This window comes from Asticcacaulis sp. P2_B1, from assembly GCF_056404915.1.
In genome coordinates, this window is sequence record NZ_JBFUDD010000003.1 from 187,744 (window position 1) to 208,402 (window position 20,659).

Below are 20,659 nucleotides of genomic sequence, written 5' to 3' on the forward strand. Positions count from 1 at the left end.
TAGGAGGTCAGGACGCGATGTCCTTACCGCCGGCAAAAGGAGGGAAAAGCAGATTGTTTTCCAGATGCATGTGCAGCCGGATATCGCCATCCAGGGCACTGCAGAGTTGGTACAAAACCCTGAGGCTGCGCGGGGAGCCCTTCGGCGCCACATAGCCCTCCGTGGACCGGGCAAGCGTATCGAGTTGATCGCTGATTTCGTCGTGTTCAAGCATCGCCCGGCACACGGGATATCGCAACAAATGCTGCGGGCTATTGATCATCGCCGGGAAGAGATTGCTTTCCTCGTTGTCCTGGTGATCTTCGAGGGTGTCGAACAGCAAGGTCAGGGCCTTTGAAAGGCCTGCCGGACAAAAGGATTGCGCCGCCCGCCTTGCTTCAACGGCTTTCGCGAGTCCTATGGCGGCAAGCAACTGCGTGCGATGAACCATCCGGTAGCGCGTGTCTATATAGGTCATGAGGCCGAACATGGAGGTCGGCGGAGGAGAAGGATTGGGCGCAAGCGTCGAAAGGTCCTCGGCAATCCGGTCAAGGCTGATCTTTTGCCTCGCGGCGGCTTCCCATAGCTCAAGCCCGCCAATGCGGTAAAAGTCGACTTCGTACCGGCGAAAGACGTCGCTGGCGCCGATCAAATTCCCGACCAGATCGCGGACGAGAAGGTGTGCAAGTGACATTCCAGCTACTCCAGTGGATGCCGTAGTATAAGGCCTTTCAAACGAAAAGGCATTCAAGGCGGTCAAGTCCTTGGTCAATGCACTTCGGTCGAGCAATTGACATTTTTGGGTTGGTATTGCCGGGGCCGGTTTTCAGTAAGGCTGATCATTCAAATGAAAGATCTGGCAAGTGAGAAATCTGGCATCGGCATTCCACATCGCCCGATCTCGGTATAACGGCATACGAGCCAGCCTAGGATCGATGGGGCTCTTGATCCGGCTTCGCCCGCAGGATGCACAAGTGACCTTTCAATTGACGAATATCAAGAATTGCGCCGTCACGCTCCGGCTGACGCACGTTACAAGCCAAAAATTGCGGCTCGCTCGCTGCTCCGTCAGGGGTGCTTGAAAACCAGAGCGACGATAGTTGAATTGATAGATATCAATTCAACTATCGAGGAATGCAACCGGGCGATTGACGTTATTCGCCGAGCCGTTCCGGCAATGTCAATGCGCAGCTGCGGCTCTGGGGTTATCACCAACGTCAAGTTCTCCTGGAGATTGTTATGACGAACGCCCCTTTTGTCGACCTCGACGTCCACCATAAGCCTGTCGGCTTTTCCGACCACTTTGCCTTCGGCTTTACCAAGCTTCTGCGCTTCTGCGCCGACACCTTTTTTGCAAAGCGCTATGGCCATCGGGCTGTCGTTCTCGAAACGGTCGCCGCTGTTCCGGGTATGGTGGGGGCGACCATAAATCACCTGAAGTGCCTGCGACGGATGACGGATGATAACGGCTGGATCCGTACCCTGATGGAGGAGGCAGAAAACGAGCGTATGCATTTGATGACCTTTGTTGAGATCGCCAAGCCGACCCTGTTCGAACGGTTGGTCATTATCGGCGTGCAATGGATCTTCTACGTTGCCTTCTTCCTCCTCTATCTCATCTCGGCGAAGACCGCCCATCGGGTGGTCGGTTATTTCGAGGAAGAAGCGGTAATTAGTTATACCCACTACCTGGCCGAGATCGACGAAGGCCGCAGTGCCAACGTCCCGGCGCCGGCAATCGCTATGCGTTATTGGAAGATGCCTGCGGGTTCGACGTTGCGCGACGTCGTTCTCCTGGTCCGCGCTGACGAGGCGCATCATCGTGACGTCAACCACGGCTTCTCGAACGAACTGAAGGGTGTGCAACCCGCGACTGGAGCCATCGCCCCCTACCCGGAGCACGCGCTTGAGATCGTTCAATTCACCCGCAAGGAAGCAGCTTGAAAATTCAATGATCCCCGCCTCGTTAGTTCGTGGCGGTGGATTTAATTTTGGCGGGCCTATCAGCCCAGCGGAGATGGGAGGCGCAGATGACCGGATTGAGGTCAATTTTATGCCTGTTTGATGGCGCCGAGAAACAGTTGAGAACACTCGATCTCGCCTTGGCCTTGTCCGTTCAGCACAAGGCTTTTGTGCATGTTCTGCACGTTACCGAACCGATCGATCCGTATCTCGAATTGAACCCTGCGCAGGAAGCAAGCCTGATCAATACGCACGGCCATATAGCCGATCAGGTTGGCTGGATGGTTCGGGTGCGGGCAGAGAAGCTGGGGAAAGACCTATGGCGGGGACGATTGAATTCCAGAGAGTTTTACCAAACGGGCGTCGGCTACGAAGCTTTGACGGGATTTGCCGAAAAAGTCGTGCCGCGTGTCGCACGCACAAATGACCTCGTCATTTGCTCAAGAACCCCGGTCAGGAAGGACGCGACCCCGGACGCCTTTATGAGCACGCTCTTACGCTCTGGAAGACCCGTCCTTTTGACACCGTCACAAGAGGATGGCCTTGATGCGGGTGATCTTTTCGACGGGGATGTCGCGGTGGCCTGGGACCGCAGCGTGCAAGCCACCCGCGCGCTCCATAATTTGCTGCCGTTCCTGCAGGTGAACTGCCGACTTCACATTATTTCCGTGGTGGAACACAACAAGAAGATCGATGTGCGCGACGATCCGGCCGTCATGTATTGGTTGAGGCGCCATGGTTTTGTGCCAAAGGTCCATTTCATCGAGCAGGGCGCCAATGCGGTAGGCGAGCTTCTGTTGTCCAAGGCCCAGGAGGTCGGCGCCGGACTGCTTGCGGCTGGTGCCTATGGGCAGAATGCCATCGTCGAGAGGCTGATCGGCGGCACGTCAATCGATCTGTATCGTCAGGCCGAAATTCCGCTTTTCCTCACGCATTGATCCCTATTGGGCACGGGTCCGCGCTTGCAGCTATCGCAGGCAGAGAGGGCAACCGCGGCGAGTTGCCCTCTCTGCCTGCGCGCTTTTCAAAATCCATCCAAGAATTTCAATTGGGCGTTTGATAGGCGTCAAAGGTGCTTCTGGAAATCAACATATAGTATCTAAGTCGAACAGAAGACCTATATTTTGATTTTGGAGCTTACCATGGCTGATAGTGACGGCGGACTGCGCGCACTCGATTTCCTGCTTCCCACGCGTTCGGACAGGAGCTTCCCAGAAGCTCTGGTCGACTGCAAGCAAACCGTTGAGGAATACATCCTGCGACAGGATTGGCGGGTCAACGCCAATGCCAATACATCCTACAGCAATGCCGGCCTCATCAATAATGCGGCGGGCAAGATCATCGCCAACTACTGGCTGGACCATGTCTATAGCCCTGAAGAAGCCATGGCGCACCGTCGGGCCGATCTGCACATCCACGACCTCGATTGCCTCACAGGCTATTGTGCGGGCTGGAGCCTGCGCGCCTTGCTCGACGAAGGCTTCAATGGCGTGCCCGGCAAAGTCGCCAGCCGTGCGCCACGCCATTTTCGCGAGGCGCTCGGCCAGATGGCCAACTTCCTCGGTATCCTGCAATCCGAATGGGCCGGAGCTCAGGCCTTCAGTTCCTTTGACACCTATCTGGCGCCTTATGTCTTCAAGGACCAACTGTCGTTCGCGGATATCAAGAAGGCCATCCGCAGCTTCGTCTATAACCTCAACGTCCCCGCGCGCTGGGGGCAAAGCCCCTTCACCAACATCACGCTCGACATCACCGTCCCCCCGGACTTGCGTGACAACTTCCCGACGGCCGGCAGTTTGCACCTCTTCAAGGGGATTAAAGACGAGACCCTTTTGGCCGAGGCCAACCGGCGCGGCGCGGCCGCGCTTGAAGACATGAGCTATATCCATTTCCAACCCGAAATGGAGCAGATCGTCATCGCCTATTACGAAGTCATGACCGAGGGCGACGCACAGGGGCAACCTTTCACCTTCCCGATTCCCACAGTCAACGTCATGGAGGATTTCGATTGGGATAGTCCCGTGGCGACAGCGCTGTTCGAGAACACCGCCAAAATCGGCAGCTCCTACTTTCAGAACTTCATCGGGAGCCAGTACCGGTTGAATGCTGCGGGCGAACGCGAGCCCAATCCGGACGCCTACGCACCGCATGCAGTGCGCAGCATGTGCTGCCGTCTGCAACTGGATCTGCGCGAACTGCAGAAACGCGGCAACGGGCTGTTCGGGTCGGCCGAAATGACCGGCTCCATAGGGGTGGTGACCTTGAACATGGCGCGCCTCGGCCATCGGTTCAAAGGCAATATGCCGGGGCTTCTGGCCGAAATCGAAGTGCTTATGGATCTGGCGCGCTCCTCGCTGGAGAAGAAGCGCGTCTTCGTACAGGAAATGTACGATCGCGGCCTTTATCCGTATACGCGCCGCTACCTGCCTCACTTTCGCAACCATTTCAGCACGATCGGCGTCAATGGCATGACCGAAATGGTGCGCAATTTCACGCTTGATGCCTACGATGTCACAGACCCGCGCGGCATAACCTTCTGTCAGGATATTCTGGACGTCATGCGGGCGCGACTGAAGGTCTACCAGGAGGATACTGGCCACCTCTATAATCTCGAAGCAACGCCGGCGGAGGGCACGACCTACCGTTTCGCCAAGGAAGACGCGAAGCACTATCCGGGGATCCTGCAGGCTGGCTTTGATGAAAATATCTACTACACCAATTCCAGCCAGTTGCCGGTTGGCTTCACGGAAGACCCATATGAGGCGCTCGATCTGCAGGACGCCTTGCAATGCAAATATACCGGCGGGACGGTTCTTCACCTCTATATGAGCGAAAGGATTTCCTCGGGAGAAGCGTGCAAGCGGCTGGTGCGCAAGGTGATCGAGAATTACCGCCTGCCTTATATCACCATCACGCCGGTGTTTTCGGTCTGTGAGACCCATGGCTATCTGGCGGGAGAACAGAGCCACTGCCCGACCTGTCGCAAGGAGACGCTCGTCTGGACCAGGGTGATGGGCTACCATCGCCCGGTCGCCAGCTTCAACCTCGGCAAAAAGGGCGAGCATAAGGAGCGCCTGCACTTCAAGGAAGGGGCTACGAACCTGCCGTTGTTCCGGTGTGAGGCGGCCGAATAGACTATGTGGCGCAAGTTGCCGATCACCAGCGTGACGCCCTTCACCTTCCAGGACTACCCGGAGCACACGGCCTGCATCCTGTGGTTCTCGGGCTGCAATATGGCCTGCGGCTATTGTCATAACCCCGAACTGGTGAAGGGAACGCTGGCGAAGCTACCCCACGAAAAGATCGAACGGTTCCTGGCCTCGCGCCGGGACCGTCTCGAAGGGGTCGTCCTGTCGGGAGGCGAATGCACGCTGTCGCCGGCGCTGCCGCAACTCGCCGGATATTTGAAAAACCTGGGATTCAAGGTCAAGATCGACACCAACGGAACGCGTCCGGAAATGCTCGCAGGACTATTGGATGCCGGTCTGGTTGATTTTATCGCGCTTGATTTCAAGGCGCCAGCGGTAAAATTCGAGGCCATTACAGGGATGTCCGCCTGGCCGGATTTTCTTCGTTCGCTCCATTTGGTTGCGGCGGCGGCGATCGGCAAGGAATTGCGCACCACGGTGCACGCCGACCTGCTTGATCGTCGTGACATCGAGACGATGATCCGCCTTCTCGAAGACGTGGGATTTCGCGGCACCTTTGTTCTGCAGAACTTCAGGATGGGCCGGACGCTCGGCAATCTCAAGGCGCCGTCCCGAAGGCTGGACTTGACGAACCTGGCCGGGGCGGGAGTGGACATCCGGTTCCGGAACTTTTCCTGAAATGATCTGGATCCAATGTCACGCGTCAGACTGTCCGGCATAAAGGTTTTGGGTCGGTCGATTGATATTCTTGATTTTTCCGGACGCCTGGACGTGCTCTGCTTGAGCCGGCAACTTGGCGCGCACACAGGAAGGGAGCCAATGCAAAGATCATGGCAAGAGCAGGATGTGCAGCGCTTCCTCGGTAAGGAAGCGCCGCGCTATACGAGCTATCCATCCGCTCACCATTTCGGCGCCATGCCGTCGGTTGCCTACGAAACCGCGCTGCAATCGCTGCAACCGGACCAAAGTGTAGGTCTTTACCTGCACGTGCCGTTTTGCGAACAGATGTGTTATTTCTGCGGCTGCAACACCCACATTACGAAGCGCTACTCGCCGGTTTCCACCTACGTTGAGAGCCTGGCCCGGGAAATTCACATGGTGGGAGGGCTAATGGCCTTTCGACCGACGGTGCACTCGATCCATTTTGGCGGCGGTTCCCCGGGAATTCTTTCTCCCGAAGACATGGCTGCGGTGTTCGATGCGCTGAAATCGACTTTTTCGATCGATATGTCGGCCGAAATATCGATCGAACTCGACCCGCGGCGCATCACGCCTGCCAAAGTTCAGTCCTATTCGGCGATGGGGTTCAATCGCGTCAGCCTTGGGGTTCAGGATACCAATCCCGAGGTTCAGCGCGCGATAAATCGCATTCAGCCGATCGAACTCATTCAGGCGAGTGTCGAACTGCTCAGGTCACACGGCCTGCAATCGATCGGAATAGACCTGATCTATGGATTGCCGCTGCAGACGCTGGAAAGTCTGGCGGTCACCCTGACCGAGGTTCGTTGCCTTGAACCCACTCGCATCAGTGCTTTTTCGTATGCGCATGTGCCCTGGATGAAGAAGCATCAGACCCTGATTGACGAAGAAACGCTGCCGACGACCGAAGACAAGGCCGATTTCTTCCTGTTGCTCAGTCGGACCCTTCAGGACCGGGGCTACAGAGCCATCGGCATCGATCATTTCGCCCAGCCCGGCGACGGTCTTTCCAATGCGCTGGACAATCACACCTTGAGGCGCAATTTCATGGGCTATACCGACCAGCCGAATGACCGTCTGATTGCGTTCGGCGCTTCGTCGATCAGTGAACTGGATCAAGGCATTTTCCAGAACATTCCTCAAAGCACGACATACCAGAATACGATCAACAAGGCGCAATTGGCGACGAGCCGGGGGTGGCGCTTCGAAGGTGAAGACAAGCTGCGCAAGGCGATCATCGCGGAGTTGATGTGCTATTTCGAGATCGACATCGGAAACATCCTCATCGACCACGAGCTGCCGTTCAGCTATCTGGACAGCGAGCTTGAGCAACTCGGGGAGTTCATTGCCGCCGGCCTGGTTACGGTAGCGGACCGAAAGGTCGTATTTCACTCGCCATTGCGGATGCTTGTCAGGTCGGTCGCCAGCGTCTTCGATCCGCATTCGTCGAATATGGTGGGCGATCACCGGTATTCCAAGGTCGCCTGACCTCGCACGCATGCGCCAAAGCTCTGAGGGAGTACGCCTTACGACCGACGAGGCGTGAATTGCTTGTCCGCACCCAGTGCGGTTAGCCGGATCAGGCCGAAGGTTACCGCAAGCGACAGAAGGTAGGCGAGCAGTTCGGCGTCGGTCGGATGATCCATATAGCCTACCAGGGTGTGCAGGATTTTGCCGGGCACGCTGTCCTGAGCGACGATTGCCGAAGAATCCCAAAGCACGCCGGAAAACGCATTGACGATGCCGGCCTGCTCAAGAAAGCTTACGGCCTGGGCCAGAAGACCGGCGGTCAACAAGGCAATCATGCCGCCGGTCACCGCGAAGAAATGCTTCATCGGGATGCGCACCAGGCCGACATACATCAGCGCCGACAGACCCGCACCCAACAGGACACCCAGCCCTGCGCCCATCGCCATGTTGGCGGGTTGTTCSTGGCCGGAGATGGCGATTCCATAGAGGAAAAGGACGATCTCGGAGCCTTCGCGCAGGACGGCGATACTGACCACGATCGCCAGCGCCATCAGCGTTTTCTCGCCGGAGACGACAGCCGACCCGGCTGTCTTCAGTTCAGCCGCCATCTCGCGGCCGTGACTTGCCATCCACACCGTGTGCCAGGTCAGCATGCCGACGGCGATCAGGAGAACGGCGACGTTGAACAGCTCCTGTCCCATGCCTTCGAAAGCTTGCGAGATGGCCCCGGTGAACAGGGCGATCACGCAGGCGCCAAGGAGCCCGCCGGCGACGCCGCCACCGATCCACAGGCCGCGTCCGGGCACGCCGCGCGTCGCCGCAAGGACGATGCCGATGACCAGGCCGGCCTCGATCAGTTCACGCAGGACGATGATGAGAGTTGCGAGCATCGGACAACTGGACCTTAAAAATACTTTTCATATTCGAGCAGGACGCGGATGCCGTGGCTGGCCGTCGGCTTGCTGAGTCCCCAGAAATAGACAGCTTCGTACTTCAGGCCAGGCACGATCGTGCCGTAGGCGCCGGGACCGGCGTAATGTTCCTGGGTATTGAAGTTTTTGCCCTCGGAGGCGGTTCCGAAATCGCTCTGGATTTCGATGCCGGGATTGAAATGCTCGTTATAAAGATAGCGCGTATTCCACAGGAAAACCCGGTCCGCCTGGCCGGCATGGGCCCCGAGCGGCTGCTTGAAACCGATATTGGCGCGGTGCAGGAAGCGGCCCGTCTGCTTTTCGATCAGCAGCTTGGCCTCGATGGCGTCCTTGTCGCCGTCCAGGGCGGCCTTGACGTACATCACCTTGAGCGCGACGTCGGCCCATTTTTCGCCGGTCTGGAAGACCTGGTAGATGCCGCCGAATTCGCGCGCGTCTAATATCAGCTTATCGCCGGGCTCGCGCACGTAAGAGCCTTCCAGTTCCAGCTTCAGGTGGTCAGTCGGCGTATATTCGAACTCGATTTCGTGCGACTGCGCGTTATTCTTGTCCGGATTGGCGGAAAAGGTGTGCGATCCGGCATATTCGATTTCCAGCTCGCCCTTGACGATATTGGGGGAATAGACCTTGTCGCCGGCAAGAGCGGTTGATGCCAGGGAAAGACCGCCGGCGAGGACGCTGAGCGCGGCGAATAGTCTTGATATGCGGGTCACTTTATCTACTTCGCCTCGATCTTGCCGGCTGTCGTCGCCTTGTGGAAATCGTCGTAATAGCCGTAGGTGCCGGCCTTCAGCGGGCCGACGAAGACGGTAATCTCGGCATTGGTGCCGACGATCTTTTCGCGGTTGAGCGCGTTGCTTTCGAACTCCGCCGGAGTCGGGTCCTGATTGCGGATCGTCAGCCGGATCTTCCTGTCCGTGGGCACGACCAGGACTTGCGGCGAGAAGGTATGGTTTTTCAGCGTGATGACGAAGAGCTCGTCGGCGCCCGAGGCGTGGCTCGACGGCACCGCCACCACCGCCGCGGCGACGAGGGCACTCAGAAAAACACTGCGACCGGACAACGCGGAACTCCTTCGGCGACTCAATGCAACTGAGAATATTTCTCAATTGTGTTGCAGTTGATAATCATTATCGCTTGCGCGGTCAATCAATACGGAAAGCCAAATTGTCGCAGGGCTAAGGGCCTGCTGGCGCGGGGCCGAGGCGGAGGCAAGGGGCAGTGGCTACGTCAGAATTCGTGAGGAGCTAGCTATATTAGCGAGATAGGCGGGTTCACGTCTTGGGCACGTGGGCCGTGTATTCAGAGGGCACGTGGTGTCCGCGCCGGACGAGCTTTTCGGTCATGATCGTCGTCTTCTTCAGGAAGGCCGAGACCAGGAAGGCTGTTGAACACCCGGCTAGCAGGGGCAGAAGCGTATTGAACTGCCCGGTGATTTCCAGCGCGAACAGGATCGACGCAAACAGGGCGCGCGACGCCCCGGCAAAGCACGCCGCCATGCCGACGAGGGCTGCCATGCGCAGGTCCATTGCCGTTCCGGGGACGATCGCGTTGAACATTTGTGCTGTCATCACCCCAATGCCTCCGCCGATCGTGAAAATAGGGGCCAAGGTCCCGCCTGAAGTCCCGCTGCCCAGGGCGATCGACCATGACGCGAATTTCAACAGGCAGAACACCAGCAGGGCCGTGCCGACGAATTTTCCACTCAGGATGTGGTCGATGTTGTCGTAGCCCACGCCCATGGTGTGCGGCGAAAAGATGCCGACGATGCCGACCACGGCGCCGCCGATTGCGGGCCACCACATCCAGTGAATCGGCAGGCGCTCGAACACGTCCTCGATGACGTAGGTCGATTTGGCGATAACGACTGCGAACAGACCTAGGACCAGTCCTTCGAGACCGAAAGCGATGAGATCGCCGGGCGTCGCTGCTGCCAGGGGCGGGAGGTGAAAAAGCAGCGCGTTTCCGAAGAAGACCGGCCGCAAGGCAATAGCCGCCAGAGCCGCGAAGGTGATGGGAATAAACGAGCGAGGACGGAACTCGAACACCAACAATTCGATCGCGAGCAGAATAGCCGAAAATGGCGAGCCGAAGATCGCCGTCATGCCCGCGGCGGCTCCGGCGGCCAGGAGCGTCTTGCGTTCATGCGGAGAGACGTGAATCAATTGTCCGATCAGAGATCCCAGAGCACCGCCGGTTGCGATGATCGGTCCTTCCGCACCGAAAGGGCCGCCGGTACCGATCGCGATGGCGGCAGACAGCGGCTTCAGGAACGTCATGCGGACGGGAATGCGACTGTCATTGGTCAGGATCTGTTCCATGGCTTCCGGGATGCCGTGGCCCCGAATGGCCTTGGCGCCGAAACGCGCCATCAGGCCGACGATCAGGGAGCCGATGACCGGGACGAAAATGACGAGGTAGCCGAGGTGATTGCCGGCAGGAGAGGCGAGATCACTCGATATGCGACCGTAGAACGCCAGGTTGGTAATCAGGCCAATGAGCCCCATCAGGCCGCGTGCGATGGGCGTGATTGCAATGGCCAGCGCGATACACAATGCGCTGATCAACAAGCTGCGGCGGTTGAGCGCCCGCGGATGTTTTTCGACGTCGGCCTTTTCAAGCAGGGGGCCGATGCCGAGCGACAAGGGCAGGCCCGGGGTCGTCGAGGCCTGTTTCAGATCGTCGGAACTCATGGCTCAGCTTTCACTTGGACGCTCGGGCGTCATCGAAGACTGCACGCGTCGCGGCAACAGCGGATTCGATTGGGCTAAAATATATTGGCTCCAATATATTTTAGCGCCATGAATGTCCAGACACGTCGTCAATAAATTTGTGCGGCGCACTAGGTGTTGCCTGCGAACCGGACGGAACGGATTGGCATTGCCTTAGGCCACATGATCGGCTCCAATACACTGCATGTCGAAAACCAATCTTCCCGCCCACACCGTCATGAATGCCCTGCGCCGAATCGTGCAGGCCTTGCGATCCTCGGCGTCCCACAGCGAAGAACTGACGGGCCTGACGGCGGCGCAAATGCTCGTCATGAAACAGATTCACGACAAGCGCGCCGTTTCGGTCAATGCGTTGGCGGCCCTGACCTTCACCCATCAAAGCACCGTGTCCGAAATCGTCTCGCGGCTCGAGACCAAGGGCCTTGTGACGCGCGATCGCTCGCTTGAGGACGGGCGCAGGGTCGATGTGCGTTTGACCGGACAGGGCGTTGCGCTGGTCGAGCTAAGTCCGCCTACGGCGCACGAGCGGTTGATGGCCGCAGTCAAATCCCTTCCGCCCGAAGACCTTGACAACCTCTCTAAGGGCCTCGCCGCCCTGATCGCAGCCACCGACCTCGACGCGCAGACGCCTGAGATGTTTTTTGCGGAAAAGTCTCCCGACTCGCTGGAGAGTATTGTCCGGAAGAACAGTTAGGCTCGTAAAATAAGGCATTGAGGCCTCTGCGCGTAAACGGCGGCGAGGGCATTGTGCGCCCGGATAAATGAAGCATTGCTTTGGCTGCCCTGCGGTGCGGGGCAACAATGCATGTTTTCAGGTTATATCAGCCAACTTAATGCCCGCGACGATCGGTGACATTGTGCGCCGTCGAGACGCTGCGAAATCCGAGAGGTAGCCGAAAGAGCATAGTCGGAATCGCGAATCGACCGCGCGTAGCGAAGAAGCTGAAACGTCTCGAGATTCGTGCCGGCCCGTCGCACCGACGGGTTGAACGACCAACCTCGGGCGGCGATTACGATTCCTATATAGTCGATTTCTAATAAGAACTCATTGAATGTGATGGAGCTTTTTCCAGCGTATGGTGGTTGCATTATTCGACCAGTCCCATAACATCACAGAACGTACGTATTGGTGCCTCCCAAGGGCACAACGTCATGTCGCGACGTAATTTATAAATTGGAAGCTAACCCCCGGGCACCAGGTTTGATGTATTCGCGGTCAAGCCTCCGCGCATTAGTGACGGGCTTTGCATTGCATACTGACCAACACGGAAGAACTTCATTGGAGAGATGCGCGGCGTTGTCGCCGCGGGAAAAAGAAGTTTTGCAGGGGCTTGGACAACGCCGCCGGGCGAAGGAAATCGCTCGCGACTTGAAGATAAGCGAACATACCGTGCGTGGCTACGCGAACGAGGCGCGCCAAAAGCTCGGCCTGGCGTCGGTCCGGGACGCGGCACTGCTTTTCCTCGAATTTGAAAGCAGCCAAGGAGCCCCTCAAAATCAGGGGGATCGATTTCAGCGGGTAGCGCGACACCGTAGCGATGAAGCACCGTCGGAGCCTGGATATTCGAAACCTCTCTCGGACGAAGAACAGGTACCGGACGGTTCGACGGTTGCAAATGCGGACATTTCCGCGGCCGCCGGAGGGCCCGAGCGACCTGACCGCCTTGCCAGGCTACACGGCTGGCTTGCCCGGCTTAGTCCGACTCGCTGGGTGGGACTAACCGTTCTGCTTACCTTGGGTGTCATCATGGCGTTCGGCTTGGCGGCCGTAACCGTTCTGGGAATTTTCGAAGTCCTTCAACAGATCGGCGGTGCGCACCGATAGTTCGGAAGCGGTCGCCGGACCTCGCCGGGGAATCCGGCTCTGACAGGAGTACTACATGAAACGCTCGGATATGGTCACGGCTGGAGCTGACCGCCTTTTTGCGACGGAGGATGCCGTGGACAAGGCATTGTCGGAAACCGGTGAACTCCTGGCCACGCTGACGAGGCTGCGGATCACAGGCAACATCTCGGGTACGTTCGGGCAAAAGGCTTTGGATGCTATCCTCAACGGCGCTACCGCGCTCAATACCGCTCGCAGCCACTTCGTAAGCGCCCACAGCCACCTTGACGAAGTCAAGACGCAGTTGGGATGCCGGACTTTGTTGATCGGAACCCTGCAACCCAAGCCGCCCATCGGCACCGATGGCGTTGTGCCGGAAGACGCGGACGCCGTTTGACCGCAAATGGAGACCTGATTGACCCTCGGTTATTTTCTTCTCGGTTACGGCGGTACGGCCCTTGTCCTCATTCTTGGCGCATGGGCAGCAGTACGCGGTGGCCGATCCGAACGATTGGCCGTTCTGGTGGTTCTGGTGGGATGGTTTGTGACGCCGCTCGTCAAGACCACCTACACCCCAGGTCTCCCCATTTTTGTGCTCGATTTCGTGGTCGTCGCGGCGCTTTTCACCATCTCCTTTTTTTCACGGCGCCTCTGGTCGGTTTTGATTACAGCCTGCGCGGCTGCGGACCTTGTGTCGCATTTTGCCGATGTCCTTGCGCCTGCCGGGCATAAGATGGCCTGGGCCTACGTTGTCACATCAGACTTCCTGGGCGGCATATTTGTCGCCCTGTGCCTGGGCGCCGCCGCCTGGGAAAGCGACCAAATCAGAAAACGTATGCTGGCCACGTCCAGTGCGCATTGACGCGACGACGCCTGTACACCGTTCCATCGTGACGCCTCGCCAGTCGAGCGCATGTCACATTCTGCGGGAGCCCTTGGCATGTCCGCTCTCAGGCGTTTTGTCATTGATGAATTCATCGCGTCGACCCGCCCCGTCCGTACGAAGGCAAGGTTGTATGAACTGCTGATCGAGGCAGTTGCCGGTCTGGGGTTCGATCGCGTCAATTTCTCCGTCGCGTATGATCCCGAACTTGCCGAAGTCCACTGGGGCTTCGGCCTGATCAGTACGTACCCGCTCGATTGGCAGGGCCACTATATCGATCGGGACTATATTCGTATCGATCCGGTGCTGAGACGGGCTTCCGGGGTGTCGCCTCCGTTTTGGTGGCGCGACCTCAATCGTCAGGAACGACTGACCGCGCAGCAACGGGCCTTTCTGCGCGAAGGAGAGGCGGCCGGACTGTACAATGGTCTCGGTATCCCTTTTCGTGGACCGTCGGTTCAAAAGGCTGGCATCGCCCTGGCGACGTCTTACCGAAAGCTGACGGACCCGGTCGATATCGATATAGCCGTGGCGATCTGCAATCATTTTTATCAGGCCTACAAGCGCATCTGCGGTGTGCGATTGCGGCTGCCGAGCATGGCCGGGCTATCGGAACGCGAGGCGGAAATTCTGATCCGTGCCGCGCACGGCCGCACGGATGTCGAGATCGCGGCGGTTCTCGGCATACAGCCGACGACCGTCCATTATCACTGGCGCAGCATCTTCAATAAACTCGGGGCGACAACCCGCGCGCAAGCGGTTGGCGCCGCGGTCCGCGACGGAATCATCGAAATCTAGCGAAATGACTACCTGTTTGGGTAGTGTTGAGCGGTCCGTCCACGTGGTGTTCTGAACTCCTCTGTTCGAGGAGGAGTTACCAATGCTGAAGGCTATTTCGTACCGGAATATTTCCAGTAATGCCGGCCTGTTTTTCGGCCAGTTCCAATTGCGTCACCGCGAATTCATCGAGCGCCAGCATTACGCGGTCCGGGAAATCGACCGCATGGAGTTCGATCAATATGACACTTTGGCTGCCGTATATCTTGTCTACTCGGATGATGGCAAGACAGTCCTGGGCTGCAGCCGCCTGACACCGGTCGATTACGGCTGCATGCTCAAAGATCATTTTGCGGATTGGGTCGACGACCCAACCGTCTTCGACGCACCGAACGTGTGGGAGGGAACACGTTTCTGTATCGACAATCGCCTTTCGCCTGACGTTCGGGCCAATATTTGCCAGCACATCTGTCTCGGCTATCTCGAATTCGGCTTGACCTTGGGAATAGAGCGCATCGTCGGTCTCATGCCGACATTTATTCTTCGCTCGGTGTTCGAGCGCTCCGGGATCGTTCTCGACAGACTCGGTCCCGTCAAAGGCGTCGGTTCGCATTCCAAGATCCAAGCTGCATCGATCACTGTGAACGCAGACCAACGGGATCGCGTGGTCCGGACAACCGGTATTCCAACTGCCCTGCACCTCGATCTGCCGGTCAATAAACGCCATGCCGCCTAAGCGACGAGGCTCCAGTCCGCTAACGGGTGCTGCTCGCCCATCGACCGTGGAGGTCGAGCAATGCATCGATGCCGTGGATTGGCTGCGCAAGCATATGCGAAGTCTTGGAATGCTCGACTGCGCGGAAGCGCTCGATGAGGCTTTCGCCAGGTGTCTGAAGGCCTATCTCGAGCTTCAGGATCAGGCCGCCACTGACCCGACAGCCAAGCCCACGTATCGACCGAAGCCGAAAATCAATTGAGCTGTCGGCGCCAGGCGCGCCGGCGGAAGTCCAGGAACAGCCTCGCGGGCGTCGGCCGGCGAGCGTAGAGCGGGCAGAACGCCTGCGAGGAGTAGTCGAATGGGCCAGGAAACAGGTCACAGCGACACCGCGGCTGGCGGGTGGACCGAAACCGCCCGCTACCGCGCGCTCATTTCGATCGATCGAAGGCGTTGGGCCTGGCTGTGGCTCAAGCGCAATCTCAACTATCAAGGCGCCGCCCGGCGCGTCGCGGAGACGACATCATGGCAATTCTTCGGGCCGGCGCTTTACCGGTTCATCAGCGACGATCTGAACGACCTTTTTCCGAAGGGGTATTTGTCCATCTCGGCCGCATGAGCGATGGTGATCGAGATTCCAGGCTGTTCTGGCACACGGACGTCGATCCGTCCGTCGTTGTCGCGGAAGCCGAACCAGTACCCTCGACGCACCCCGATGCCTTCGATATCGCTCGGTTCGGCGATCGGGCTGTACTTATCACGGATGGCCATGGCCGCGAACTTGTCCTCCTGACGGATGGCGTCGGTGAAATCCAGCTCGATGTCAGGGGAGGGACCTTGGCGGCAGGGCCGGTGCGGCTGCGCTACCAGGTCGAAGGCCTCGCCCATATCGATGCCAAGCTGCGGACCCTGATGCGGTTCAGCGCTCTGTGCCGTTTGGGACGATTTCCGAAATCGCTGTTTCCCCAGGAAACCGCGGCCGCGAAATGGGCAAATGCTCTGCAAGCTTTCGACGGCATGACGGCGGGCGCCAGCCAGCGCGAGATTGCTGCGGTCCTGTTCGGTGAACGCCTGGTCCGGGAGGAATGGAACGGCCGGTCCGACTTCCTGCGGCTGCGTGTCCAACGTCTGCTCGCCTATGCACGGAGAATGGTCGATGGCGGCTACCGATCCCTCCTCGTCTGAGCCTTCCGTACGGCGCGTCTTGACCGCAGTGACAAAGGCGCTCTGGAACGGCGCCACGGGCTCAAGACTGGACATTGTGCGCGGTGCCCTGATCGAACTGGTCGTCATCGCTCTCGGTATAACCGGCCCATTCGCCCTGAAGACCGTGGTCGATGGACTGACAGCGCATGTCACCGCGCTTCCGCACCTGGTTCTGGCTGTAACCGTGTTTGTCGGATCGTGGGCGGCGAGCGCCGTCCTTTCGACGTGGCGGATGACTTACTCGACGCGGGCCATCGATCGGCTCGTGCAAAGCCTCGCCGCGCGCGCCATACATAGCCGTTTGCCGGTCTCCGCCCGTGGGCGCGACGGTGATAGCGGCCAAATGCTCGGCCTGCTGGAACGCCTGCCATACGCTCTGGTGATTGTGGTCGATGGCCTTATCTGGCGTGCCGTGCCGCTGGCTTTGCAGGTCGTCGGCAGTCTTGTCATCGTCGCCGCGATCGTTCCCTTCGCGTACGCCGTCCTTCTGGCCTTGATCCTGGCGGTCTACGTTGTGGTCACCTGGGTAGGCGCTGTTCGCCATCAAACTAACGCAGCCGTCGCCAACACCGCGGCCGCGGCGGTCTCCCGCGATGTCGGAGATGTTCTGAGGAATGCCCGAAGGGTTGTTTTCAATGGCGCGCTTGACGCCGAGATACGGATGATTGCCACTCGGTTCGAGGAAAAGACACGCGCCAACCAGCGTATGATCCGCTCGCTGATCGCCATGTCCGTCGCGCAATATGGTCTGATCGGCATCGGCCTCGTCGTCGTGTTCGGCTTTGCGAGTCACGACGCGTTGATCGGCGAATTGAGCGTCAGCGGCTTCGTTCTGCTCCAAGCCTACGCCTTTCGCCTCATCACGCCCCTGAGCAGCTTTGGCTTCATTTTGAGTCAGGCGGCCGGCGCAATCGGAACAGTCAGGGACGTGCTGGATTCGACGGATGAAGATGCGACAGAAGATGGCATTTTCCAGAGCGGCCAGGGCGCGGCAGACATCCGTCTGGACCACGTCGGATTTCGCTATGCCGGCAACACCGGCGGGCTTGACGATGTAAGCGCCATTATCCCGCGCGGAGCTTTCGTCGTCATCGTCGGGCCGAACGGCTCCGGAAAATCGACCCTGGCCCAGCTCATGGCCGGCATCCTGCAACCGTCCTCGGGAGAGCTTACCGTCAATGGCCAGGACATGATGAGCGTGCCGCCCGGCCGCAGGCATGAATTGGTGCTTTATGTCCCCCAGATGATAACCCTCTTCAACCGGCCCCTGCGCGAAAATGCCTTATATCCGCCGACAGCCCAGACCGAAGCCGGCTTGATATCCCTGCTGGCGGACTGGCGATTTCATGACACGGGGGAGATGATCGATCTGTCGCGCTTGGCCGGCGAGAGCGGCGAGCGGCTATCCGGCGGTCAGCTGCAAAAACTGGAACTCGCCCGCATTGCCGGAATCCAGGTGCCGGCGCTTATTCTCGACGAAAGTACATCCGCTCTTGATCCGGCCAGTGAGGTCGATGTAGTCGAGACGTTGCGCAGGCGAATGGCCGGTCGGACGACCTTGATTGTAGTGACGCACCGTCTGGGCTTGGCCGAAATCGCCGATCATGTCCTGCTCGTTAAAGCCGGAAAGCTGGTCCGTCAGGGGACGCATGCACAGCTGATGGCGGATTCGGCGGCCTACAGGCGTCTGTGGACGGTTCAAAAAACCTAGGTTTGTGCAGGTGAATCTACGTCAGATCGTCCGTTTCCCAGACCTCTTGCTTTTAATGACGACAGGTCCCTCGACAACTTTTTTGGGAACCTCGCGCTCGTCGAAAAGATCCGCGATCTCTACTCTCAATGCTTTAGCCAATAGGTATAAAGTAACTGCTGTGGGATTGCATCGGCCTGCCTCTAAATTACTAATATAGGTCTGCGCTACCATTTCGACTCTGAGCGCCAATTCCTCTTGAGACAGATTCAGTTGCTTACGAAGCCGCTGGACGTTCCATCCTATTAATGCCTGCACATCCATAGGGTTGCAGGTTCGTGATTTGTCGTTGCCGCGCCATACAATCGAGTGTATATTTATTGGTTAAAAGACTTCGATTGAGGTTTTCTTCGACCGCTTGCTTCTGATTAGGATCGGGCCGTCAAGCAGACTTGAGGCAATTCCGCTTTTCGAAAAGAAGGCACCAACTTCGACTTCGAGTGCGGCCGCAAGAATGTAGAGGATAACGGATGTCGGATTTCTTTTTCCGTCTTCGAGTTTGCTAATGTAGCCTTGACTTACCAGTTCACACCGAAGGGCAAGCGCTTCTTGCGACAAGCCTTTCTCCATGCGGATTCGGTTCAAATTCTTACCAACTAGCGCCTGCACATCCATCGCCACAATGGGCGCTATCTCATCGGCAGGCTCTATACAATCGAGTGTATATCGTGACTCTATATGTCGGTCGTGATGGGGGTGAAAATACTATTCCGTTGAACGCGGTCGACCAATACGTTGGTGGGCGTCTCCGTGCGCGGCGTGAATTTATGCAGATGTCGGAAGAGTGGCTGGCTGGTCATCTTGAAGTTTCCGTGAATCAGCTATTGGCAATGGAGGCGGGCGAATGCCGCATTGGCTTCGAACTGCTCCTGCGCGCGGCCGATGCTTTGGATGTCGCTGAACGTTATTTCTACTTGGGTTTCGGGAGAAAAGACCCCGACGCCGGCCCACCATCAAAATCGTGGCTTCGGGACGTCGATCGCTGGTTCTCCGCAAATCTGTTTCCCCACGAAGGCGCGCTCTTGGCGGTAGCGCGGCGCATGACCGGCAATACGGAAACGGCCCGGGATGTGGTTCAAGACGCGTATGCGGACGTGCTGCGTAACGAAAAATGGCGCGCGATAGAAAACCCGAGGGCCTATGCCATGAAGGCCGTTCGAAGCTTGGCCGGCCGGCTGCTTCAGCGTGCCCGAATCGTACCGATCGAGCTGTTGGCCAACATGGAAGAGGTCGGTCACATGGATCTCAGCCCCGATGCTTATGAAGTGCTTTCGGCCAAACAGCGCCGGCAACTGGTCCTTGACGCCATCGACGCCTTACCACCGCAATGCCGCAGAGTCGTGAAGTTGCGCCGCCTGGCGGAAATGCTCCCGAAGGACATCGCTCGCGAAATGGACATCAGCGTATCGATGGTCGAAAAACACCTCGCCCGCGGCATGGCGGCCATTGCCGACAAACTGGCAGAACACGAACCGCAACGTATGCAGGACGCCAGTTCGAGCACGCCGAATTCTGCCGCTGCTGAATAGACCCTGCGTGCAATATCCCGTATTTTACCTCCACGATGGAGATGGTTTCGACCGGAGGAGGGCAGTAGCATGAACGCGATCAACAGTTCCTCCCGCGAGGCCATCAACCGTGAAGCGGCTCTATGGCATGCGCGCCTGGACTCCGGATCTGCCGACGTAAACGCGTTCGAAGCCTGGCGGGATTCCGACCCGGCCCACTCTGCGGCGTTTGCGCGAATAGCGGCAACCGCCGACGCCATGAATGATTTGCGTGGGATCGGCCATAGTGATGATCCGGATTTGCGACTGACGCGAAAGGTGGACCGGCGCCGCTTGCTGCCTTGGGCGGCTGCCCTCGTCGCCGTAACTGGCGGCGTGGGTATTTGGGGTGCAAGCCACGCCCGTGCCTACGCATCGACACCCGTTGGAGGCCGGAAGACCGTTCGGCTGCCGGATGGCGGACAACTCGATCTGAATACGGACACAAAGGTGTCCTGGAAGTTCGGCGGTTCCAGCCGCCGAATCTGGCTGGAGCGTGTCGAGATCGGCCTATCGGTACCTGCCGACCATCGCCCTTATCTGCTCTATGCCGCCGGCCAAGTCATGGAATTGCAGGCTGGCGACCTGAATGCCAGGTTGCGCAGCACGGCGGTGGACGTGACCGTCAACAAAGGGATGTGTACGATTAAACCGCAGTCCACTCTGAACTCGTCGCGTGGACCGATCGTCGTCAACACAGGACAGGCAGCATTGAGCGCCGCCGACATGACGCATGTCCGACGCCTCAGTGACAGTGATATGCAGTTCACGTCCGGCTGGCGGAGCGGCGAACTGATCTTTGACGGTCAGACCCTTGGGGTCGCGGTTGCGGAATACAATCGCTACCTGGATGATAAGATAACGATCGCGGACCCAGAACTGGCCGGAATACGTTTGGGCGGACGGTTTACGACACACGATCCCAAGGATTTTCTGGCGTCATTGCAAACCAGTTTTGGGATTCACATCGTCCAGTTGTCGAATGGCTCCGTCGCGATCAGCCGGTGAACACCAGCTTTTTTCTATTGGCGGA

Annotated in this window: 22 protein-coding genes and 1 pseudogene; 16 read left to right on the forward strand and 7 right to left on the reverse strand. The window is 58.3% G+C overall.

From position 1 onward, the window contains the following. Positions 1–7 precede the first annotated feature (7 nt). On the reverse strand, positions 8–673 hold the full coding sequence (locus AC1DX3_RS10070; RefSeq protein ID WP_476989147.1) for a hemerythrin domain-containing protein: 666 nt from the start codon (positions 671–673) through the stop codon (positions 8–10). Between the two features lie 545 nt (positions 674–1,218). Between AC1DX3_RS10070 and AC1DX3_RS10075 the strand changes: the two genes are divergently transcribed. The 5 genes from AC1DX3_RS10075 to hemN all read left to right on the forward strand — a co-directional run bounded on the left by AC1DX3_RS10075 (position 1,219) and on the right by hemN (position 7,277). Beyond that, positions 1,219–1,923: an alternative oxidase gene (locus AC1DX3_RS10075; RefSeq protein WP_476989148.1), complete on the forward strand. Its 705-nt coding sequence runs from the start codon at positions 1,219–1,221 to the stop codon at positions 1,921–1,923. A gap of 86 nt (positions 1,924–2,009) precedes the next feature. Next, entirely contained in the window at positions 2,010–2,879 is an 870-nt protein-coding gene (locus AC1DX3_RS10080; protein WP_476989149.1) for a hypothetical protein, read from the forward strand. Positions 2,880–3,083: 204 nt separating this feature from the next. After that, complete coding sequence (locus AC1DX3_RS10085) at positions 3,084–5,075, forward strand: ribonucleoside triphosphate reductase (protein ID WP_476989150.1); 1,992 nt, start codon at positions 3,084–3,086, stop codon at positions 5,073–5,075. A gap of 3 nt (positions 5,076–5,078) precedes the next feature. Continuing rightward, positions 5,079–5,768 (forward strand): anaerobic ribonucleoside-triphosphate reductase activating protein, encoded by a 690-nt coding sequence (locus AC1DX3_RS10090; protein WP_476989151.1) that lies wholly within the window; start codon positions 5,079–5,081, stop codon positions 5,766–5,768. Positions 5,769–5,783: 15 nt separating this feature from the next. Continuing rightward, a complete protein-coding gene (hemN, locus tag AC1DX3_RS10095) occupies positions 5,784–7,277 on the forward strand; it encodes an oxygen-independent coproporphyrinogen III oxidase (protein ID WP_476989152.1) in 1,494 nt (497 codons plus the stop codon). 38 nt (positions 7,278–7,315) lie between these two features. Here hemN and AC1DX3_RS10100 read toward each other — a convergent pair whose 3' ends face one another. The 4 genes from AC1DX3_RS10100 to AC1DX3_RS10115 all read right to left on the reverse strand — a co-directional run bounded on the left by AC1DX3_RS10100 (position 7,316) and on the right by AC1DX3_RS10115 (position 10,884). Further along, positions 7,316–8,149 (reverse strand): FTR1 family iron permease, encoded by an 834-nt coding sequence (locus AC1DX3_RS10100; RefSeq protein ID WP_476989153.1) that lies wholly within the window; start codon positions 8,147–8,149, stop codon positions 7,316–7,318. Between the two features lie 14 nt (positions 8,150–8,163). After that, on the reverse strand, positions 8,164–8,904 hold the full coding sequence (locus AC1DX3_RS10105) for a hypothetical protein (protein ID WP_476989154.1): 741 nt from the start codon (positions 8,902–8,904) through the stop codon (positions 8,164–8,166). A 5-nt stretch (positions 8,905–8,909) separates the two neighbouring features. Then, entirely contained in the window at positions 8,910–9,254 is a 345-nt protein-coding gene (locus tag AC1DX3_RS10110) for a cupredoxin domain-containing protein (RefSeq protein ID WP_476989155.1), read from the reverse strand. A gap of 211 nt (positions 9,255–9,465) precedes the next feature. Further along, positions 9,466–10,884, reverse strand: coding sequence for a chloride channel protein (locus tag AC1DX3_RS10115; RefSeq protein WP_476989156.1), 1,419 nt, complete (start codon positions 10,882–10,884; stop codon positions 9,466–9,468). Positions 10,885–11,107: 223 nt separating this feature from the next. On the opposite strand from AC1DX3_RS10115, the gene AC1DX3_RS10120 reads away from it, so the two are divergent. The 9 genes and pseudogenes from AC1DX3_RS10120 to AC1DX3_RS10160 all read left to right on the forward strand — a co-directional run bounded on the left by AC1DX3_RS10120 (position 11,108) and on the right by AC1DX3_RS10160 (position 18,040). Continuing rightward, positions 11,108–11,617, forward strand: a complete 510-nt coding sequence (locus AC1DX3_RS10120) for a MarR family winged helix-turn-helix transcriptional regulator (protein WP_476989157.1) — start codon at positions 11,108–11,110, stop codon at positions 11,615–11,617. Between the two features lie 510 nt (positions 11,618–12,127). Beyond that, positions 12,128–12,370 (forward strand): annotated as a pseudogene (locus AC1DX3_RS10125) (response regulator transcription factor); the annotation flags it as partial. 433 nt (positions 12,371–12,803) lie between these two features. Beyond that, complete coding sequence (locus AC1DX3_RS10130) at positions 12,804–13,145, forward strand: hypothetical protein (protein ID WP_476989158.1); 342 nt, start codon at positions 12,804–12,806, stop codon at positions 13,143–13,145. Between the two features lie 18 nt (positions 13,146–13,163). Beyond that, complete coding sequence (locus AC1DX3_RS10135) at positions 13,164–13,610, forward strand: hypothetical protein (RefSeq protein WP_476989159.1); 447 nt, start codon at positions 13,164–13,166, stop codon at positions 13,608–13,610. Positions 13,611–13,688: 78 nt separating this feature from the next. Continuing rightward, positions 13,689–14,429 carry a helix-turn-helix transcriptional regulator gene (locus AC1DX3_RS10140; protein WP_476989160.1) on the forward strand — a complete coding sequence of 247 codons (741 nt, stop codon included), beginning with the start codon at positions 13,689–13,691 and terminating at the stop codon, positions 14,427–14,429. An 82-nt stretch (positions 14,430–14,511) separates the two neighbouring features. Further along, positions 14,512–15,144 carry an acyl-homoserine-lactone synthase gene (locus AC1DX3_RS10145; protein ID WP_476989161.1) on the forward strand — a complete coding sequence of 211 codons (633 nt, stop codon included), beginning with the start codon at positions 14,512–14,514 and terminating at the stop codon, positions 15,142–15,144. Between the two features lie 340 nt (positions 15,145–15,484). Beyond that, the gene (locus AC1DX3_RS10150; RefSeq protein ID WP_476989162.1) at positions 15,485–15,742 is read left to right on the forward strand and encodes a transcriptional regulator domain-containing protein; all 258 of its coding nucleotides are present in this window, start codon (positions 15,485–15,487) and stop codon (positions 15,740–15,742) included. Then, entirely contained in the window at positions 15,739–16,308 is a 570-nt protein-coding gene (locus AC1DX3_RS10155) for a DUF2285 domain-containing protein (protein ID WP_476989163.1), read from the forward strand. Before AC1DX3_RS10150 ends, AC1DX3_RS10155 begins: the two co-directional genes overlap by 4 nt. Next, complete coding sequence (locus AC1DX3_RS10160; RefSeq protein ID WP_476989164.1) at positions 16,280–18,040, forward strand: ABC transporter ATP-binding protein; 1,761 nt, start codon at positions 16,280–16,282, stop codon at positions 18,038–18,040. The genes AC1DX3_RS10155 and AC1DX3_RS10160 overlap by 29 nt, the downstream gene beginning before the upstream one ends. Before the next feature lie 21 nt (positions 18,041–18,061). Here the strand turns inward: AC1DX3_RS10160 and AC1DX3_RS10165 are convergent, their stop codons facing one another. Further along, positions 18,062–18,343 (reverse strand): helix-turn-helix domain-containing protein, encoded by a 282-nt coding sequence (locus AC1DX3_RS10165; RefSeq protein ID WP_476989165.1) that lies wholly within the window; start codon positions 18,341–18,343, stop codon positions 18,062–18,064. 60 nt (positions 18,344–18,403) lie between these two features. Next, positions 18,404–18,694, reverse strand: coding sequence for a helix-turn-helix domain-containing protein (locus tag AC1DX3_RS10170; protein ID WP_476989502.1), 291 nt, complete (start codon positions 18,692–18,694; stop codon positions 18,404–18,406). A gap of 152 nt (positions 18,695–18,846) precedes the next feature. Here AC1DX3_RS10170 and AC1DX3_RS10175 point away from each other — a divergent pair, with 152 nt between their 5' ends. Beyond that, positions 18,847–19,608 carry an RNA polymerase sigma factor gene (locus AC1DX3_RS10175; protein WP_476989166.1) on the forward strand — a complete coding sequence of 254 codons (762 nt, stop codon included), beginning with the start codon at positions 18,847–18,849 and terminating at the stop codon, positions 19,606–19,608. A 69-nt stretch (positions 19,609–19,677) separates the two neighbouring features. Beyond that, positions 19,678–20,634 (forward strand): FecR family protein, encoded by a 957-nt coding sequence (locus AC1DX3_RS10180; protein WP_476989167.1) that lies wholly within the window; start codon positions 19,678–19,680, stop codon positions 20,632–20,634. The last annotated feature ends 25 nt before the right edge of the window (positions 20,635–20,659 follow it).

Excerpts from the sequence above, each read along its gene's own strand:
- AC1DX3_RS10090 (WP_476989151.1), top strand. The coding sequence starts at position 5,079 with ATGTGGCGCAAGTTGCCGATCACCAGCGTGACGCCCTTCACCTTCCAG.
- hemN (WP_476989152.1), top strand. The coding sequence starts at position 5,784 with ATGTCACGCGTCAGACTGTCCGGCATAAAGGTTTTGGGTCGGTCGATT.
- AC1DX3_RS10080 (WP_476989149.1), top strand. The coding sequence starts at position 2,010 with ATGACCGGATTGAGGTCAATTTTATGCCTGTTTGATGGCGCCGAGAAA.
- AC1DX3_RS10140 (WP_476989160.1), top strand. The coding sequence starts at position 13,689 with ATGTCCGCTCTCAGGCGTTTTGTCATTGATGAATTCATCGCGTCGACC.
- AC1DX3_RS10170 (WP_476989502.1), bottom strand. The coding sequence starts at position 18,694 with ATGGATGTGCAGGCGCTAGTTGGTAAGAATTTGAACCGAATCCGCATG.
- AC1DX3_RS10165 (WP_476989165.1), bottom strand. The coding sequence starts at position 18,343 with ATGGATGTGCAGGCATTAATAGGATGGAACGTCCAGCGGCTTCGTAAG.
- AC1DX3_RS10155 (WP_476989163.1), top strand. The coding sequence starts at position 15,739 with ATGAGCGATGGTGATCGAGATTCCAGGCTGTTCTGGCACACGGACGTC.
- AC1DX3_RS10075 (WP_476989148.1), top strand. The coding sequence starts at position 1,219 with ATGACGAACGCCCCTTTTGTCGACCTCGACGTCCACCATAAGCCTGTC.
- AC1DX3_RS10130 (WP_476989158.1), top strand. The coding sequence starts at position 12,804 with ATGAAACGCTCGGATATGGTCACGGCTGGAGCTGACCGCCTTTTTGCG.
- AC1DX3_RS10120 (WP_476989157.1), top strand. The coding sequence starts at position 11,108 with ATGTCGAAAACCAATCTTCCCGCCCACACCGTCATGAATGCCCTGCGC.
- AC1DX3_RS10150 (WP_476989162.1), top strand. The coding sequence starts at position 15,485 with ATGGGCCAGGAAACAGGTCACAGCGACACCGCGGCTGGCGGGTGGACC.
- AC1DX3_RS10070 (WP_476989147.1), bottom strand. The coding sequence starts at position 673 with ATGTCACTTGCACACCTTCTCGTCCGCGATCTGGTCGGGAATTTGATC.
- AC1DX3_RS10085 (WP_476989150.1), top strand. The coding sequence starts at position 3,084 with ATGGCTGATAGTGACGGCGGACTGCGCGCACTCGATTTCCTGCTTCCC.
- AC1DX3_RS10175 (WP_476989166.1), top strand. The coding sequence starts at position 18,847 with ATGCAGATGTCGGAAGAGTGGCTGGCTGGTCATCTTGAAGTTTCCGTG.
- AC1DX3_RS10160 (WP_476989164.1), top strand. The coding sequence starts at position 16,280 with ATGGCGGCTACCGATCCCTCCTCGTCTGAGCCTTCCGTACGGCGCGTC.
- AC1DX3_RS10145 (WP_476989161.1), top strand. The coding sequence starts at position 14,512 with ATGCTGAAGGCTATTTCGTACCGGAATATTTCCAGTAATGCCGGCCTG.
- AC1DX3_RS10180 (WP_476989167.1), top strand. The coding sequence starts at position 19,678 with ATGAACGCGATCAACAGTTCCTCCCGCGAGGCCATCAACCGTGAAGCG.
- AC1DX3_RS10115 (WP_476989156.1), bottom strand. The coding sequence starts at position 10,884 with ATGAGTTCCGACGATCTGAAACAGGCCTCGACGACCCCGGGCCTGCCC.